This window comes from Pantoea sp. B623 (assembly GCF_024814475.1).
Lineage (GTDB): Bacteria > Pseudomonadota > Gammaproteobacteria > Enterobacterales > Enterobacteriaceae > Pantoea > Pantoea ananatis.
Window position 1 is genome coordinate 1,373,000 of record NZ_JANUXM010000004.1, and the last position, 12,941, is coordinate 1,385,940.

The window sequence follows — 12,941 nt, forward strand, 5'->3', positions numbered from 1 at the left end:
ATGTTGAGATGTACAGGAATCATGGCGGCCACGATGCTGCTGCTGGCAGGATGCAGTCATCATCCTGAGGCTTCCGAAGCGCAATGCGCGTCAGGCCTGCCCCAGGCGCAGTGTCAGGACGTGAACCGCTATATTCGCGAGGTCAATGCGTCCGTCATGCGCAATTTTCACAATGCGAAAAACTATGTGGGCCAGCGTTGCCTGGTGACGGCACAGCGTCGCCCGGATGGGCGCTATAACGTGATGCGAACAGAAGGAAATGAGTCGCTGTGCCTCAAGGCCTGGCAGAGCGTCAGCAGCGCGCGGGATATGCCTTTGCCTCCACCGTACGCCCCACAGCAGCTCGTCTTTGCCTTCGCGCCGGTTCGCTGAGCCAGCCCTGTGCATCCTTCAGTATGTTGCACAGGGCCGCAGGCCACGGCGGCGTTTATTCCGGCCACAGCCAGGCCGCGCCGCGCACACCGCTTGAATCCCCGTGCATCGCTTTCAGCACCGGCGTTTCACACTCGCCGCCAAAAACCCATTTCTTCATCAGCGTGGGCACCGTCTGGTACAGACGGTCCACGTTGCTCATGCCGCCGCCCAGCACAATCACGTCGGGATCGATCAGGTTGACAACCTGAGCCAGGGATTTTGCCAGACGGATTTCATAGCGGCTCATTGCCAGGGCAGCCACGGGATCCTGCTGCTCCAGCAGTTTGACAATCTCAGCGCCTTTGCGCGCCACACCGCTTAACCGCTGATAGTCGATAGCAAAGCCGGTACCGGAAACAAAGGTTTCAATGCAGCCCTGCTGGCCACAATAACAGGGGACTTCCACGCGGTAACGCAACTCGTCTTCATCCATCCACGGCAAAGGATTATGACCCCATTCGCCCGCATTGCCGTTGCCGCCAATGCGTGACGCGCCGTTTATCGCTACGCCTGCGCCCGAACCGGTGCCGATGATTACCCCAAACACCAGTGCCTGCCCCGCGCCTGCGCCATCGACCGCTTCGGACACGGCCAGACAATTCGCGTCATTGGCTATGCGGATGTCACGATTCAGCGCCTGCGCCAAATCTTTATCCAGCGGCTGACCGTTTAGCCAGGTGGAGTTCGCGTTTTTCACCCGCTGCGTATAGGGCGAAATCGTGCCCGGAATACCTAAGCCTACCGTCCCGGTTTGGCCGGTTTTTTCTTCGGCGAGGCGGACTAAATCAACGATGGCCTGCACGGTCGCCCGGTAGTCGTCACGGGGCGTGGAAATCCGATGGCGAAACAGCTCTTTTCCCTCGCCGGACAGCGCAATCACTTCTGTTTTGGTGCCGCCCAAATCAATGCCTATGCGCACGGTTTATTCCTCATTATTCGTTAGGGTGTTTTCTACACTAAAAGGCGAATGCCTGAAAGGCAATGAAACCGCTCCGATGTTTCGCTATCATGCGCACACTTAGTAAGATTTGTGCGCCCGATCGCGCCACGGTAAGGAATCCCGATGTTGTGGTTTAAAAATATGATGGTTTATCGTCTGAATCGTGACATTCCGTTGTCTGCAGACGACATGGAAAAACAGCTGGAGGCTTTCACCTTCTCGCCCTGCGGCAGTCAGGACATGAGCAAGACCGGGTGGGTGGCACCGATGGGCAATCGCAGCGATGCCCTGACCCACGTCAACAACGGTCAGATTGTCATTTGCGCGCGCAAAGAAGAAAAAATCCTGCCCTCTCCGGTCGTGAAGCAGGCGCTGGAGGCCAAAATCGACAAGCTTGAGGCAGAGCAGAGCCGCAAGCTAAAAAAGACGGAAAAAGATTCGCTGAAAGATGAAGTGCTGCACAGCCTTTTACCGCGTGCGTTCAGCCGTTTCAGTCAGACCTATATGTGGATCGACACCGTGAACAACCTGATCATGGTGGACTGCGCCAGCGCTAAAAAAGCCGAAGACACGCTGGCTCTGCTGCGTAAAAGCCTGGGTTCGCTGCCGGTTGTGCCCCTGACGCTGGAAAGTCCGATTGAACTTACCCTGACCGAATGGGTGCGTTCCGGGGATGTTCCGGCCGGTTTTGCCCTCATGGACGAAGCCGAGCTCAAGGCCATTCTGGAAGATGGCGGCGTGATTCGCTGCAAGAAACAGGATCTGGTGTGCGATGAAATTGCCAACCATATCGAAGCCGGTAAGCTGGTGACCAAGCTGGCGCTGGACTGGCAGGAGCGTATTCAGTTCGTCTTATCCGACGACGGCTCGGTGAAACGCCTGAAGTTCAGCGATACGCTGCGTGACCAGAATGATGATATCGATCGGGAAGATTTTGCGCAGCGTTTTGATGCAGACTTTATTCTGATGACCAGCGAACTGGCGGCCCTGACCAGCAATCTGGTTGAAGCGTTAGGTGGCGAAGCTCAGCGTTAATGCATTTGGCCGCAGATTGCCTGCGGCCGTTCTTCTTAGTCTTTCAGATAGCGGCAAAGATATGCGCTCGGCTCGCCTACCTGCAGATGAAACTCGCTGTGGCCCGGTACGTTAAACACCGATCCCGCCTCAAACCATTTCCACTCTGTCTCACCCGGCAGCAACACTTTCATTGAGCCGCTTACCACGGTCATCTCTTCCGGTTGGGCGGTGCCAAACGTGTATTCACCTTCTGCCATAACACCGACGCTGGCACGGCCGGTGCTCGCACTGTCAAAACCGATGGATTTAACTTTTCCGTCAAAATACTCACTTACATTGAGCATAAACCTTCCTCACAGCACATTAGGGTGACTGGCAGTGTAGAAGGGAACTTGCTGATCTGTCACGCGAAATAGTGAGTGATTGTGATCGCCGCGCGGCAATGGCTGCCGCGGGAACCGGGGGAAATCAATGGCTTCCTTGCCAGAGCAGAGGCTTACTCTTTTTCTACATCTTCATAGCGATCTTTTGCATCATGCGCTTCCTGCTCTGATTCGTGCTCGCTGATTAACGAATCTGGCTTGGGATGGTCGGCCCGCAGTTGCCATGACGTCACTTTTTTGCCTTCGGGGCCTTTTTCCACAGTGACAACGCGCGCTTCTCGGGGGTAAGGAGGTCTTGTCGGCATAATGTGTCCCTCTTCGCTAAATGACATTCCACACGACAGGCGATTGCCTGCCATGGGATAAGTATAGTCAATACGGCGGAAAGGACGGCGAAAGCGGGATAAATCTGAGGGTTAACTGGCACGCGCCAGAGATAACGACTGCAGGATCTGTTCAACGACGCGTTCAGGTGCCAGCATGGCGTTCACCTCGTGATGCGCGGCAGAACGGTACAGGTGCGCACGGGCGCGCAGCACTTCACCCATTTCTTCCGCGATGGGGCGTCCGGTTAACGTGGGGCGCTGAGCATTTTCCGGCTGGCTTTCCAGACGACGGGCCAGGATATCAGGCGGTGCACTTAACCAGATCACCTGACCGTGCTCACGCATATAACGGCGATTACCTTCCGCCAGCACCATCCCGCCACCGGTGGCGATAATGGTTGACGGGGCGGTTACGGCTTTGAGCGAGTCGGTTTCACGCGCACGAAAGCTCTCCCATCCTTCCGCAGCCACAATTTCCGCTACGGTACGCTGCGTCGTGAATTGCAGGTGATGATCGGTATCGCGAAACGCATAACCCAGCGCATGAGACAGGGCTTCACCGATAGTAGTTTTTCCGCATCCGCGCGCACCGATCAAAAAAATGGACAAGGACATCAGGGCAGTTCCTCCGCCGCGCAGCCCATCACAGCTGCAGGTTAGGCTCAATAATAGGACGCATCATAGCGGGAATTTATTTCGTCCTCTACCCATTGAGCGTATTTTACGCATGATTGCACCCACTATTGCAAAAAAATAAATAAATACAGCAGGTTAACGATGCACATTTTGTGCATTGGGTAAAAAAGTTTACGTCAGCAACATTTGCTTACCGCCACGAATTTACATTGCTGCACGTCGCCCCCATATACTGTTAACAGTCGCAACGGGAGAGTCATCATGCAACGCGAAGAACAAGAACTGATTGAAAATCTGTTTAGCCGTTTGAAACAAGCTGAAAGCCAGACTGCGGCACGCGATGCTGCTGCCGAACAACTGATCAAACAACACCTGCAGGCGCAACCAGGCGCGCCCTACTATATGGCTCAGGCCATTTTGATTCAGGAAGCGGCACTTAAAAAACTGAATGAGCGGGTTCAGGAGCTGGAAAATCATCTGGCTCAGCAACAGGCTCAGCAACAGCAGCAGCCAAAAAGCAGTGGCGGGTTTTTATCCAGCCTGTTTGGCGGCGGCAGTCAGCAGGCCCAACCGGCTCAGCCATCGCCCCAGTGGAACAGCGCACCGCAACAGCCGCCGCAGCAGCCCTATGCCAGCGCACCTGCGCCCCGTGGCAGTGGATTTCTGGGCGGCGCACTGCAAACCGCCGTGGGCGTAGCAGGCGGTGTGGTCATGGCCGATATGCTGACCAGCATGTTCCACCACTCGCAGCCGGAAGAGATCGTTAACATCATTAACGAACCCCAGTCGCTGCCTCAGGTCGATGACAGCCTGAATACCTTTAATGGCGGGAACGATCAGTCGTTTCTCGATCAGGGAACAGGTGCCGACAATCAGTCCTTCCTGGATCAAAGCAACGGCTGGAGTGACACCTATGCCGACAATGGCGATCTGAATGACTTCGGCGGCAATGATTACGATGACGACGACAGTTTTGTTTGATTTAACGTTGTCGCTGTCTTAGCCAGCTGTCTAGTTCATTGGCAAACTGCTGGCGGTCCCGCGGGCTCATGGCGGCGGGACCGCCTGTCTGTACGCCGCTGGCGCGCATCGTGTCCATAAAATCACGCATCGTCAACCGCTCGCGTATGGTGGCAGGTGAATACCGTTCCCCGCGCGGATTCAGCGCCGACGCCCCTTTTTCAATCACCTCTGCGGCCAAGGGAATATCTGCCGTAATCACCAAATCGCCAGACTGCACACGCTTCACGATTTCATTATCGGCAACATCAAACCCAGCCGGCACCTGTAGCGTGCGCAACCAGGGCGATGGCGGTACGCGTAAAAATTGATTCGCAACAAAGGTGACCATGGTTTGCGTTCTGTCCGCCGCCCGGTACAGCACGTCTTTTATGACGTTTGGGCAGGCGTCCGCATCGACCCAGATAGACATTGGTGTTCCTTATTCTGGAAAATAGCGACGATGTTAACCTGTTTTGCAAAACGGGGTTAAGTAAAATTCCCCGGCTTCCGCTATGGCCAGATCTCGCGTTCAGAACGCACGTCAGCCCCCCGAATATCGTCAACGATGAAGGGAGTGCTCAACGCGCGTTCACCACAAAAACGTGCCGCCATCACTCTCTTTTGCCCTTTGGCACCGGCCGCCGTGCGTTACCGCTAACTTGTTATTAATCCTGTCTGCAGTAAGCTACAGCGTTGATAACGGTGAAAACAGGAAAGGAGACGGTGATGCTGGAAAAGAAAATCGGATTTATTGGCGGTGGCAACATGGCAAAAGCCATCATTGGCGGGCTGATAAACAGCGGGCAAATGACACCGTCAGCTATCTGGATTTACGACCGCAAACCGAGCACCAATCAGCAAATGGCCGAACAGTACGGTATTAACGCCGCGGAGAGTGCGGAAGCGCTGGCCCAGCACGTGGATATTCTGTTTGGTGCGGTCAAACCCAATGTGATCCTCAAAGTGCTGAAAGAACTGGCTAACAGCCTGAAAAAAGAGGCAGTAGTCGTTTCAATTGCCGCGGGCGTGACGCTGGATAACCTGGCTTCCGTGCTGGGGCACGATCGTAAGATCATTCGCGCAATGCCAAACACCCCTTCCCTGGTCGGTGAAGGCATGACCTCCGTTACGCCCAACGTGCTGGTTGAACAGAGCGAGACCGATGAAGTGGTCGCGATATTTGAGAGCTTTGGTCAGGCGGCGGTCGTCGATGAATACCTGATCCACTCGGTGGTTGGCGTCAGTGGTTCAGCTCCGGCTTACGTGTTTATGTTTATTGAAGCCATGGCCGATGCCGCCGTGGCGGGCGGCATGCCGCGCGCGCAGGCTTACCGGTTTGCGGCCCAGGCCGTGAAAGGCTCCGCACAGATGGTGCTGGAAACGGGTAAACATCCCGGTGAGTTGAAAGATATGGTCTGCTCGCCCGGCGGCACCACCATTGAAGCGGTGAAAGTGCTGGAAGAAAAAGGCTTCCGTTCAGCCGTGATCGAAGCCATGCAGCAGTGCATGGCGAAGTCGGACAAGCTGAGCCGCAGTTAACCGACATGTCTGGCAAACATGCCGTTTGCCAGACGGTTTTACGGGCCCATTATTGTGCAGAATGGTGGGCCTGATACCATGCCAGTGCCTGTTCCATCGTCATGGGCTCCTGCATCTTTTCGACCAGCGCGGCGGTCAGCGTGTAGAGTCCACACGAGAAAACCGCAGCCAGCCGCCCTTCCTTGCCGTAAAAGGCCATAAACGTCTTCTCTTCCAGCGATCCCACCTGCTGGTAGTCGTCCCAGTCTGTGGCATGACCAATATATTCATAGCGGGTACCATAATGCGCGGTCCAGAAAAACGGCACGCGGTCATAGTGATGAATATTTCCCAGCATATTCATTGCTGCGGTCTGGCCCTGCTGCTCTGCCACGCGAAAATGCTCGATGCGCAGCGGCCCCTGGGCGGAAGGATAGGTTGCAATATCGCCGGCTACCCAGACGTTTTCGGCCACGCGTAGCTGCTCATCCGTTTGCAGGCTGCCATCTTCAACCCGCGGCAGGTCGTGAATAAACGAGGTGGCCGGTTTAACGCCGGTAGCGAACAGCACCACATCGGCAGCGATCTGCTGACCGGTTTTTAACCGCACGCCCGTCACGTGGTTTTCGCCCTGAAGCGACGCAATCTCACCTTCCACAAATGTTACGCCGTTGGCCTGATGCAGTTGATGGAAATAACGGCCGATCGCCTCACCAAACTGTGCCGCAAACGGCAGCGCGTGACGTGCAATGACGGTCACCTCAACGTCACGGTTACGCAGCGACGAGGCCAGCTCCATGCCAATAAAGCTGTTACCGATAATCACAATCTGCTGGCTTCGATCGACGGCCGCTAGCAGGGACGCGGTATGCTGCTTGTTGCGCAGAATATGTACGCCCGCTAAATCAGCGCCAGCAATCGACGGCTTGGCAGGCTCTGCGCCCGTTGCAATTAATAATTTATCGAACTGCAACGTGCTATCGTCGGCAAACACCAGACGGTGCGCCTCATTATCAACTCGCTCAACGCGCTTTTGGATGCGCTCGACGTGATCGAGTATGTCACTGCCAAGCAGCGACGGCACATCATCGATATCCATTTTGCCTGAGGGAACAAATTTCGTCAGCGCCGTGCGGTCGTAAGGGGCTTCAGGCTCACTCTCTACCAGCACCAGGCGGCCCTTAAAGCCGTCGTGGCGTAATCGCCACAGTGCCGCACTCCCGGCCGCGCCCCCGCCCAGTACCACAAAGACCGGGGCGCTGGCACCGCTGCCCACTGGCGAAGCAGGCGACATCGCTTTAGGGTTAACCAGAATCTGGCCATTTTCGATGCGAACGGGATACTGTTTCAGGTCGGCCAGCGCCAGCGGCTCGCACATTTTACCGCTGCTCAGTTCAAACGCCGCTTTATGCCAGGGACAGATGAGCCTGTCGCCGCAGATAGCGCCCTGCTCAAGCGGCGCGCCTGCATGAGGGCATTTTGCCTGGAAAGCCTGGACGCTGTCAGCCTCACGGATGAGTAAAAACTCTGTTTCACCCAGCTTTTTTTTAACCGGCTGACGTTGCGGTAAATCCTTGAGAGCAATAACAAATTGATAGTTCACGACATGGCTCCTTTTCCAACCGTCACGGGTAAAAGCGCCGCGCCCGAACGCGCGCGGCGCAATCCCTTATAAACAGTAAGTGTGGCAAAGGATTGGAAAAGCTTGCGCCTCAATGGCGATTTTTTTCGCTAATCATCTGTTTCTTCAGTAATTAAAAGCGTGCTGCAGCGCACTGATGGCAGGCGATGAAGGGAGGCGGCCACCGAAATGGCCGGCTGAGTCTTAGCTTTTTTTGAGGCACTGACTCATAAAGGTTTTACGTGCATCACCGGTCAGCTTTTTATCTCCGGCCTGGAGATTACAGGTTTTCATTTTTATTTGTTGCGGCGACATGTCCGCAACTTTGCTGTCTTTCTTCAGGCAATCGCTCATAAATTGCTTACGCACATCGCCTTTTAACGATTGGCTGCTGGCATGTTCATTACACATCGCCATTTTTTGCTGCTGCGGCGTTTTATCTGCCGCGCTGGCGTGGCTGCTCATCATTATTCCTGCCAGGACTATCATCAGGATATTGCCTTTCATTGTTTTCACTCCGTTGTGATAAAGACAGTATTTATTCTGGCATGCCAGAAAAGAATCAGACGACTTTTGCTTTGGAATAATACAGAGATCGCACTTTTATTCTGGAGATCGGCGTGATTTCAGCTGTGGGGCCGGTGAAGTAATCGGGTGACAGCGTTTTTTAATAACGCGGCATTGTGATCGTTGTGATCCACGCCGGCATGAATCATGGCCGTATCAATGCTGTTGACGAGGGACTGATGCTGCTCAGGCGGCATCATGCGCAGCATTGCGGTGATCACGAGTTCCAGCGCTTCGATCTGCACGACCTGCTCTTTAGACGCTTCTTCTTTTTCTGCCAGCGTAATTAATAGCTCAGCAATCAGATTTTTCATGCCGGTGCCTCTTCAGCAGGGTGAGGAAAAAAATATCACCCGCCAGAATAAAAAAAAAGGAATTTTTTATTCTGTTTATCAGCACATTAAAATAACAGCGCGGGGGCGGTGTTATCTTATTCTATTTATTGTGAGCGAAACGTTTTTATTCCACTGACAAGCGAGGCGTCACCATTTTGTCATCATGGTAAGCGTCGATAAATGCCCTGTTTTTGTTGCCAGCACGTTCTGCTCTTAACTGGCAAAGCGTATCAGACGCTTCTCTGGCCACGGATTTGTCATCATGGTAAGCGTCGATAAATGCCTTGTTTTTGCTGCCAGCACGTTCTGCATTTAACTGGCAAAGCGTATCTGACACTTCTCTGGCCACGGAAAGACAGGGCAGGAAATCTTTCAGCGTCACCGCCTCTCGAAAGGTCAGATCCCGCAGTCGCATGCCACGAACCCTGCAGATTTCCTCTTCACACTACGCGTGTGTCGGGCGACGTTTCCCGAGGTAAGCACGATTTTTTTGCCTCTGCCCCGGGTTTTATCTGCGGTAATAATAAATCTATTAATCAGTTAACTACGTGCTAAAACCCTGACGTAACCTGGCGGCATTATTTGAAAATCACTCATCACATTTGAAAAATATTTCAGGTTGTTACTGACAAGACGTAACGGCAGACCTATGTTTAAAAAACCGCCAGATTCGTGCGGTACGTGGGTCGTTCTGATCAACGTAATGCGCCCGATTAAACCCTTGCCGTGCATATCGGGAGCCACTAACTCACCTGACTCTGCCTGCTGCGCATTCGCGTACCGGGCGGGCTGTCTGTTTGCGGAGATGGAGAATGAGAGTGCAATCTAACAGCGCCAGCCGTGCTATCACCGATTATTTCAACAGCCCGGACTGGAATGTCCCGCCAGAGTCGGATTTGCTGGCCGTTATTATGCGGGAACTGATGGAAGCCGGGCAGCCCACGACCAATAAAGCCGTTATCGCACGCGTGATCAATAAGCTGGAATTTGAAGGGGATGAGCAACGCCTGCAACGCTATCGTGCCCTGTTAGCCCGGCTGATGGAGGCGCGGCCCCACGAGTGAGCCGCTGTTAACCTACTTCGCCAGCCGGTACTGGTTGGCCTCGCTTACGCTGGCCCGACCGCTGCTGCGCTGAAACAGGCAAAGCTCTCGTCCCCGGCGGTTTTTCATGTGCTTCTGCGGATAGAGCCCTTCAAGCAGTAACGCGCTGTAGCCTACGCTGTCATCGTACTCGACAACCTGACCCAGTACTTTTACCTTGCTTAAGGTGCTGGCGTTGATGCACGCCTGCCGCATCACCTGCTGGCTTTTCTGCCATGCCTCCGGGCTTGAAGCCAGAGCAACCGGGCTGACCAGCAGCAAAAATAAGACTGAAATCCTCTGGAAATATTCCATGCGTTGCTCCTTCTTCGGGCTTAACCAGAAAAAAATTCCCGCCTGAGCGGGAATAAACAAGACGAGCATTGCATATTGATGTAACGAGGAAATCCTTACCCTGTTGATTGAACCGATCGATAACGGTTATCGCCTACCCACAGGGTACAGGCGTTATCTTCGCCTGACGCCATGACAACTCTATGACAATGCGCTGTTTATTTGCCACTTAACCGCAATAGACACGGCTGATATTACCGCTTTTGTCGGCCATAAAGTTCAGACGGGTGAAATTAAAGTCCATCGTTACCGCTGAATTCCACGGGATGGCACGCACTTTTTGCGTGAAACGCTGATTATCGATGGCAGACAACGGCTTGCCCACAAAGTGTTGATACTGAGATGCGCCACAGCTGTCCGCCTGCGCATCCAGCGGCACGGCGGCCTTGTCGGATTGTGTGGCCGACTGGCAGCCCGTCAGCAGTAAAAAACCGGCGGCCACCAGCGCTTTTCCATAATGATTCACGTGTTTTCTCCTCATGGACGTGTAAAACCTGACTCCGAAGAGTAACAAGCCTGTCAGCAGGTATGAACCGCTAAAATCAAACTTACCGCACAATACCAGGGATTAAATGCTAGGGAATGCGGTTATTGACAGATGAATCGCACTTGCTGGCTAAAATTACCGCGAGAAGCCTCTGATAGTATTTGCGGACTCCCCCATGACACGATGAGTTATTGAGGAAGCGCGAGTGGAACTGATCCTTTTTATTAGCTTTGCCCTCTTGTTGACCCTGATCGCGGTCAGCATCCGCTAGCCAGTCATCATGCCCTTGTTGCTGCACGTCTTGTTCTCAGGCTGCGGCGCAGGCGTCTGGCAGCCTGTTGCAACCCTCTCTGACAGTGGGTTTGCCTCCTGAATCCATGCACATCAAACCGGCATAACGCCCTGACGGCGTTGAACAAAAAATATTGTATCGTACGCTCTCTCGACAGCGATCCGACGCGTTGCTACTATGCGTTTATCATCGCTGGCTGGGTCGCCTATGAACACCAATTCCGACAGAGTGACGCTGACACTGTTTTATGTCGGCAGCTTTGTTGTCTATTACCTCGTTACCATGCTGATTACCCTGTTTCCGAATTACGGTATTCTGCGTAATGACGGTTTGCTGGTGCCTGTACTCTGCCTGTTCGAGTTTGCGGTCATCTATCCGCTGTATCGGTTCTACTGCCAGCGTCGTACGGATATTCCATTGGGCTTTTTACGCTCAGGTCAGACGTTACTTTTTATTGGCGCCCTGTTTATTTTAATGGCGGCGCAAACCCAGTACTTACAGCCTGAAGGCTGGCTGGTCGCGCAAACGCAGCAGGGACGCAGCTCGATGCTTATTCTGTTGCTCACCGCCGTCTTGCTGGCCCCGGTATTTGAAGAAGTGCTGTTTCGCGGCTTTTTGTTGCAGGGCTTTCTGCTCTGGGCACCCAACAGCCGTTTTGCCTGCATGCTACTGACCTCCCTGCTCTTTGCGCTGATGCATACGCAGTATGTTCACTGGGAAACCGTGGTAGCGCTGACGCTCTTCTCTCTGCTGCTTTGCTATGCCCGCCTGCGCAGCAATTCGCTGGCCTTGCCGGTCTTTCTTCATACGCTGAACAACCTGATTGCTATCCTGCCCGCCTGGTATTTCGCCTGACAGGCATCATTTTTTTATTGCCCCTCCGTCAATAACCTGCGAAAAATCAGCTAGTATCCTTTTTTAACCGCAGGGATGGATGGTCTGTAAGCCAATGATTACCATGCTGGATGTGGCCCGCAAGGCCGGAGTTTCTAAAGCCACCGTCTCGCGCGTGCTGGCGGGAAATCGTTACGTCAGTAAAAGTACGCAGCAAAAGGTCTATCAGGCCATTGCCGAAACCGGTTATCGCCCCAATCTGCTGGCGCGCAGCCTGGCCACGCAAAAGTCCCAAAATATTGGCTTAATTGTTACCCACTCGCTTTTTAACGGCCCCTACTTCAGCGAGCTGCTGTTTCAGGCTGCCACCCTGACCAATAACTACGGTCGCCAGTTAATTCTGGCTGATGGCAAAACCTGCGCTGACGACGAGCGCGCCGCAATTGAGTTTCTGCTCGACCTGCGCTGTGACGCGATCATTATCTATCCCCGCTTTCTGGACACCGAGGCACTGGATGCCATTATCGAGCAGCACGATATCCCAATTATGGTGGTGAATCGCCAGCTGCCGCGTCATCCGGCCCACTGTGTCTGGGCTACACATCAGCACAATACCTTTCAGGCGACGCGTTATCTGATCGCGCGCGGGCATCACGACATTGCCTTTATTCGTGGTATGACGGGTTCCCCTACCGCGGCCGCTCGCCTGGCAGGTTATGAGCAGGCCCTGGCTGAGCAGGGGCTTGCGGACAGGGCCTGCATCGTGCAGGGCGCGTGGACGCCGGCCAGTGGGATGGCGGCGGCAAAGCAGCTGCTGGACGCGGGCGTGACATTCAGCGCCCTGATGGCGAGTAACGATGACATGGCAATCGGGGCCGCGCTGGCGCTTCATGCCGCGGGAAAACGGCTGCCACAGGATGTTTCTCTGCTGGGATTTGATGATATCCGTATGGCCGAGTTTTTCCTGCCGCCGCTGACCACCGTGCATGTGCCGGTCGCAGAAATGATTCAGCACACGCTGGCGCAGCTGGTCGCCATGCTGGAAGGTCAGGAGGTGGAAGCCTTGCCGCCCTTTAGCGGCCATCTGATTGAGCGCGCCTCGGTCGCGGACGGGCCTCATAAGCGGTAAGTCG

Annotated in this window: 18 protein-coding genes; 7 read left to right on the top strand and 11 right to left on the bottom strand. The window is 54.2% G+C overall.

The window, feature by feature from the left end; genetic code table 11:
* Entirely contained in the window at positions 1–372 is a 372-nt protein-coding gene (locus tag NXS97_RS08335; RefSeq protein WP_015700855.1) for a cell envelope integrity TolA C-terminal domain-containing protein, read from the top strand.
* A gap of 55 nt (positions 373–427) precedes the next feature.
* Here the strand turns inward: NXS97_RS08335 and mak are convergent, their stop codons facing one another.
* Positions 428–1,333, bottom strand: coding sequence for a fructokinase (mak, locus tag NXS97_RS08340; RefSeq protein ID WP_024472066.1), 906 nt, complete (start codon positions 1,331–1,333; stop codon positions 428–430).
* Positions 1,334–1,477: 144 nt separating this feature from the next.
* Between mak and rdgC the strand changes: the two genes are divergently transcribed.
* Complete coding sequence (gene rdgC / locus NXS97_RS08345) at positions 1,478–2,389, top strand: recombination-associated protein RdgC (RefSeq protein WP_013024839.1); 912 nt, start codon at positions 1,478–1,480, stop codon at positions 2,387–2,389.
* A 35-nt stretch (positions 2,390–2,424) separates the two neighbouring features.
* On the opposite strand, the gene ppnP is transcribed toward rdgC, so the two are convergent.
* From ppnP to aroL, 3 genes are all read right to left on the bottom strand, one after another.
* Positions 2,425–2,715, bottom strand: a complete 291-nt coding sequence (gene ppnP, locus NXS97_RS08350) for a pyrimidine/purine nucleoside phosphorylase (protein ID WP_013024838.1) — start codon at positions 2,713–2,715, stop codon at positions 2,425–2,427.
* Between the two features lie 152 nt (positions 2,716–2,867).
* Complete coding sequence (locus NXS97_RS08355) at positions 2,868–3,059, bottom strand: YaiA family protein (RefSeq protein WP_014606461.1); 192 nt, start codon at positions 3,057–3,059, stop codon at positions 2,868–2,870.
* Between the two features lie 111 nt (positions 3,060–3,170).
* Positions 3,171–3,695: a shikimate kinase AroL gene (gene aroL, locus NXS97_RS08360; protein ID WP_014593048.1), complete on the bottom strand. Its 525-nt coding sequence runs from the start codon at positions 3,693–3,695 to the stop codon at positions 3,171–3,173.
* 282 nt (positions 3,696–3,977) lie between these two features.
* Between aroL and NXS97_RS08365 the strand changes: the two genes are divergently transcribed.
* Complete coding sequence (locus NXS97_RS08365; protein WP_022622675.1) at positions 3,978–4,697, top strand: DUF2076 domain-containing protein; 720 nt, start codon at positions 3,978–3,980, stop codon at positions 4,695–4,697.
* A 1-nt stretch (position 4,698) separates the two neighbouring features.
* On the opposite strand, the gene NXS97_RS08370 is transcribed toward NXS97_RS08365, so the two are convergent.
* The gene (locus NXS97_RS08370; protein WP_013024834.1) at positions 4,699–5,148 is read right to left on the bottom strand and encodes a YaiI/YqxD family protein; all 450 of its coding nucleotides are present in this window, start codon (positions 5,146–5,148) and stop codon (positions 4,699–4,701) included.
* Between the two features lie 296 nt (positions 5,149–5,444).
* Between NXS97_RS08370 and proC the strand changes: the two genes are divergently transcribed.
* The gene (proC, locus tag NXS97_RS08375; RefSeq protein ID WP_014593045.1) at positions 5,445–6,257 is read left to right on the top strand and encodes a pyrroline-5-carboxylate reductase; all 813 of its coding nucleotides are present in this window, start codon (positions 5,445–5,447) and stop codon (positions 6,255–6,257) included.
* 49 nt (positions 6,258–6,306) lie between these two features.
* Here proC and NXS97_RS08380 read toward each other — a convergent pair whose 3' ends face one another.
* The 4 genes from NXS97_RS08380 to NXS97_RS08395 form a co-directional block, all read right to left on the bottom strand.
* Entirely contained in the window at positions 6,307–7,839 is a 1,533-nt protein-coding gene (locus tag NXS97_RS08380; protein ID WP_089517549.1) for an FAD-dependent oxidoreductase, read from the bottom strand.
* A gap of 222 nt (positions 7,840–8,061) precedes the next feature.
* Positions 8,062–8,364 carry a PsiF family protein gene (locus NXS97_RS08385; protein WP_014606464.1) on the bottom strand — a complete coding sequence of 101 codons (303 nt, stop codon included), beginning with the start codon at positions 8,362–8,364 and terminating at the stop codon, positions 8,062–8,064.
* Between the two features lie 119 nt (positions 8,365–8,483).
* Positions 8,484–8,738 carry an anti-adapter protein IraP gene (iraP, locus tag NXS97_RS08390; protein WP_014593043.1) on the bottom strand — a complete coding sequence of 85 codons (255 nt, stop codon included), beginning with the start codon at positions 8,736–8,738 and terminating at the stop codon, positions 8,484–8,486.
* A 145-nt stretch (positions 8,739–8,883) separates the two neighbouring features.
* On the bottom strand, positions 8,884–9,174 hold the full coding sequence (locus tag NXS97_RS08395; protein WP_116219497.1) for a hypothetical protein: 291 nt from the start codon (positions 9,172–9,174) through the stop codon (positions 8,884–8,886).
* Between the two features lie 397 nt (positions 9,175–9,571).
* On the opposite strand from NXS97_RS08395, the gene NXS97_RS08400 reads away from it, so the two are divergent.
* Positions 9,572–9,823 (top strand): biofilm development regulator YmgB/AriR family protein, encoded by a 252-nt coding sequence (locus NXS97_RS08400; RefSeq protein ID WP_014606466.1) that lies wholly within the window; start codon positions 9,572–9,574, stop codon positions 9,821–9,823.
* Positions 9,824–9,835: 12 nt separating this feature from the next.
* On the opposite strand, the gene NXS97_RS08405 is transcribed toward NXS97_RS08400, so the two are convergent.
* Both NXS97_RS08405 and NXS97_RS08410 read right to left on the bottom strand, forming a co-directional pair.
* On the bottom strand, positions 9,836–10,156 hold the full coding sequence (locus tag NXS97_RS08405; RefSeq protein ID WP_015700863.1) for a hypothetical protein: 321 nt from the start codon (positions 10,154–10,156) through the stop codon (positions 9,836–9,838).
* A 208-nt stretch (positions 10,157–10,364) separates the two neighbouring features.
* Positions 10,365–10,661, bottom strand: a complete 297-nt coding sequence (locus tag NXS97_RS08410; protein ID WP_014606468.1) for an I78 family peptidase inhibitor — start codon at positions 10,659–10,661, stop codon at positions 10,365–10,367.
* Positions 10,662–11,181: 520 nt separating this feature from the next.
* On the opposite strand from NXS97_RS08410, the gene NXS97_RS08415 reads away from it, so the two are divergent.
* Together NXS97_RS08415 and NXS97_RS08420 are read left to right on the top strand one after the other, a co-directional pair.
* Positions 11,182–11,829, top strand: coding sequence for a CPBP family intramembrane glutamic endopeptidase (locus NXS97_RS08415; RefSeq protein ID WP_014606469.1), 648 nt, complete (start codon positions 11,182–11,184; stop codon positions 11,827–11,829).
* 94 nt (positions 11,830–11,923) lie between these two features.
* Complete coding sequence (locus tag NXS97_RS08420; protein ID WP_022622681.1) at positions 11,924–12,937, top strand: LacI family DNA-binding transcriptional regulator; 1,014 nt, start codon at positions 11,924–11,926, stop codon at positions 12,935–12,937.
* Positions 12,938–12,941 lie beyond the last annotated feature (4 nt).

Bases quoted from the DNA above. Each gene is read 5' to 3' on its own strand.
- NXS97_RS08335 (WP_015700855.1), top strand. From the start codon at position 1: ATGTTGAGATGTACAGGAATCATGGCGGCCACGATGCTGCTGCTGGCA.
- rdgC (WP_013024839.1), top strand. From the start codon at position 1,478: ATGTTGTGGTTTAAAAATATGATGGTTTATCGTCTGAATCGTGACATT.
- ppnP (WP_013024838.1), bottom strand. From the start codon at position 2,715: ATGCTCAATGTAAGTGAGTATTTTGACGGAAAAGTTAAATCCATCGGT.
- NXS97_RS08355 (WP_014606461.1), bottom strand. From the start codon at position 3,059: ATGCCGACAAGACCTCCTTACCCCCGAGAAGCGCGCGTTGTCACTGTG.
- aroL (WP_014593048.1), bottom strand. From the start codon at position 3,695: ATGTCCTTGTCCATTTTTTTGATCGGTGCGCGCGGATGCGGAAAAACT.
- NXS97_RS08365 (WP_022622675.1), top strand. From the start codon at position 3,978: ATGCAACGCGAAGAACAAGAACTGATTGAAAATCTGTTTAGCCGTTTG.
- NXS97_RS08370 (WP_013024834.1), bottom strand. From the start codon at position 5,148: ATGTCTATCTGGGTCGATGCGGACGCCTGCCCAAACGTCATAAAAGAC.
- proC (WP_014593045.1), top strand. From the start codon at position 5,445: ATGCTGGAAAAGAAAATCGGATTTATTGGCGGTGGCAACATGGCAAAA.
- NXS97_RS08385 (WP_014606464.1), bottom strand. From the start codon at position 8,364: ATGAAAGGCAATATCCTGATGATAGTCCTGGCAGGAATAATGATGAGC.
- iraP (WP_014593043.1), bottom strand. From the start codon at position 8,738: ATGAAAAATCTGATTGCTGAGCTATTAATTACGCTGGCAGAAAAAGAA.
- NXS97_RS08395 (WP_116219497.1), bottom strand. From the start codon at position 9,174: ATGCGACTGCGGGATCTGACCTTTCGAGAGGCGGTGACGCTGAAAGAT.
- NXS97_RS08400 (WP_014606466.1), top strand. From the start codon at position 9,572: ATGAGAGTGCAATCTAACAGCGCCAGCCGTGCTATCACCGATTATTTC.
- NXS97_RS08405 (WP_015700863.1), bottom strand. From the start codon at position 10,156: ATGGAATATTTCCAGAGGATTTCAGTCTTATTTTTGCTGCTGGTCAGC.
- NXS97_RS08415 (WP_014606469.1), top strand. From the start codon at position 11,182: ATGAACACCAATTCCGACAGAGTGACGCTGACACTGTTTTATGTCGGC.
- NXS97_RS08420 (WP_022622681.1), top strand. From the start codon at position 11,924: ATGATTACCATGCTGGATGTGGCCCGCAAGGCCGGAGTTTCTAAAGCC.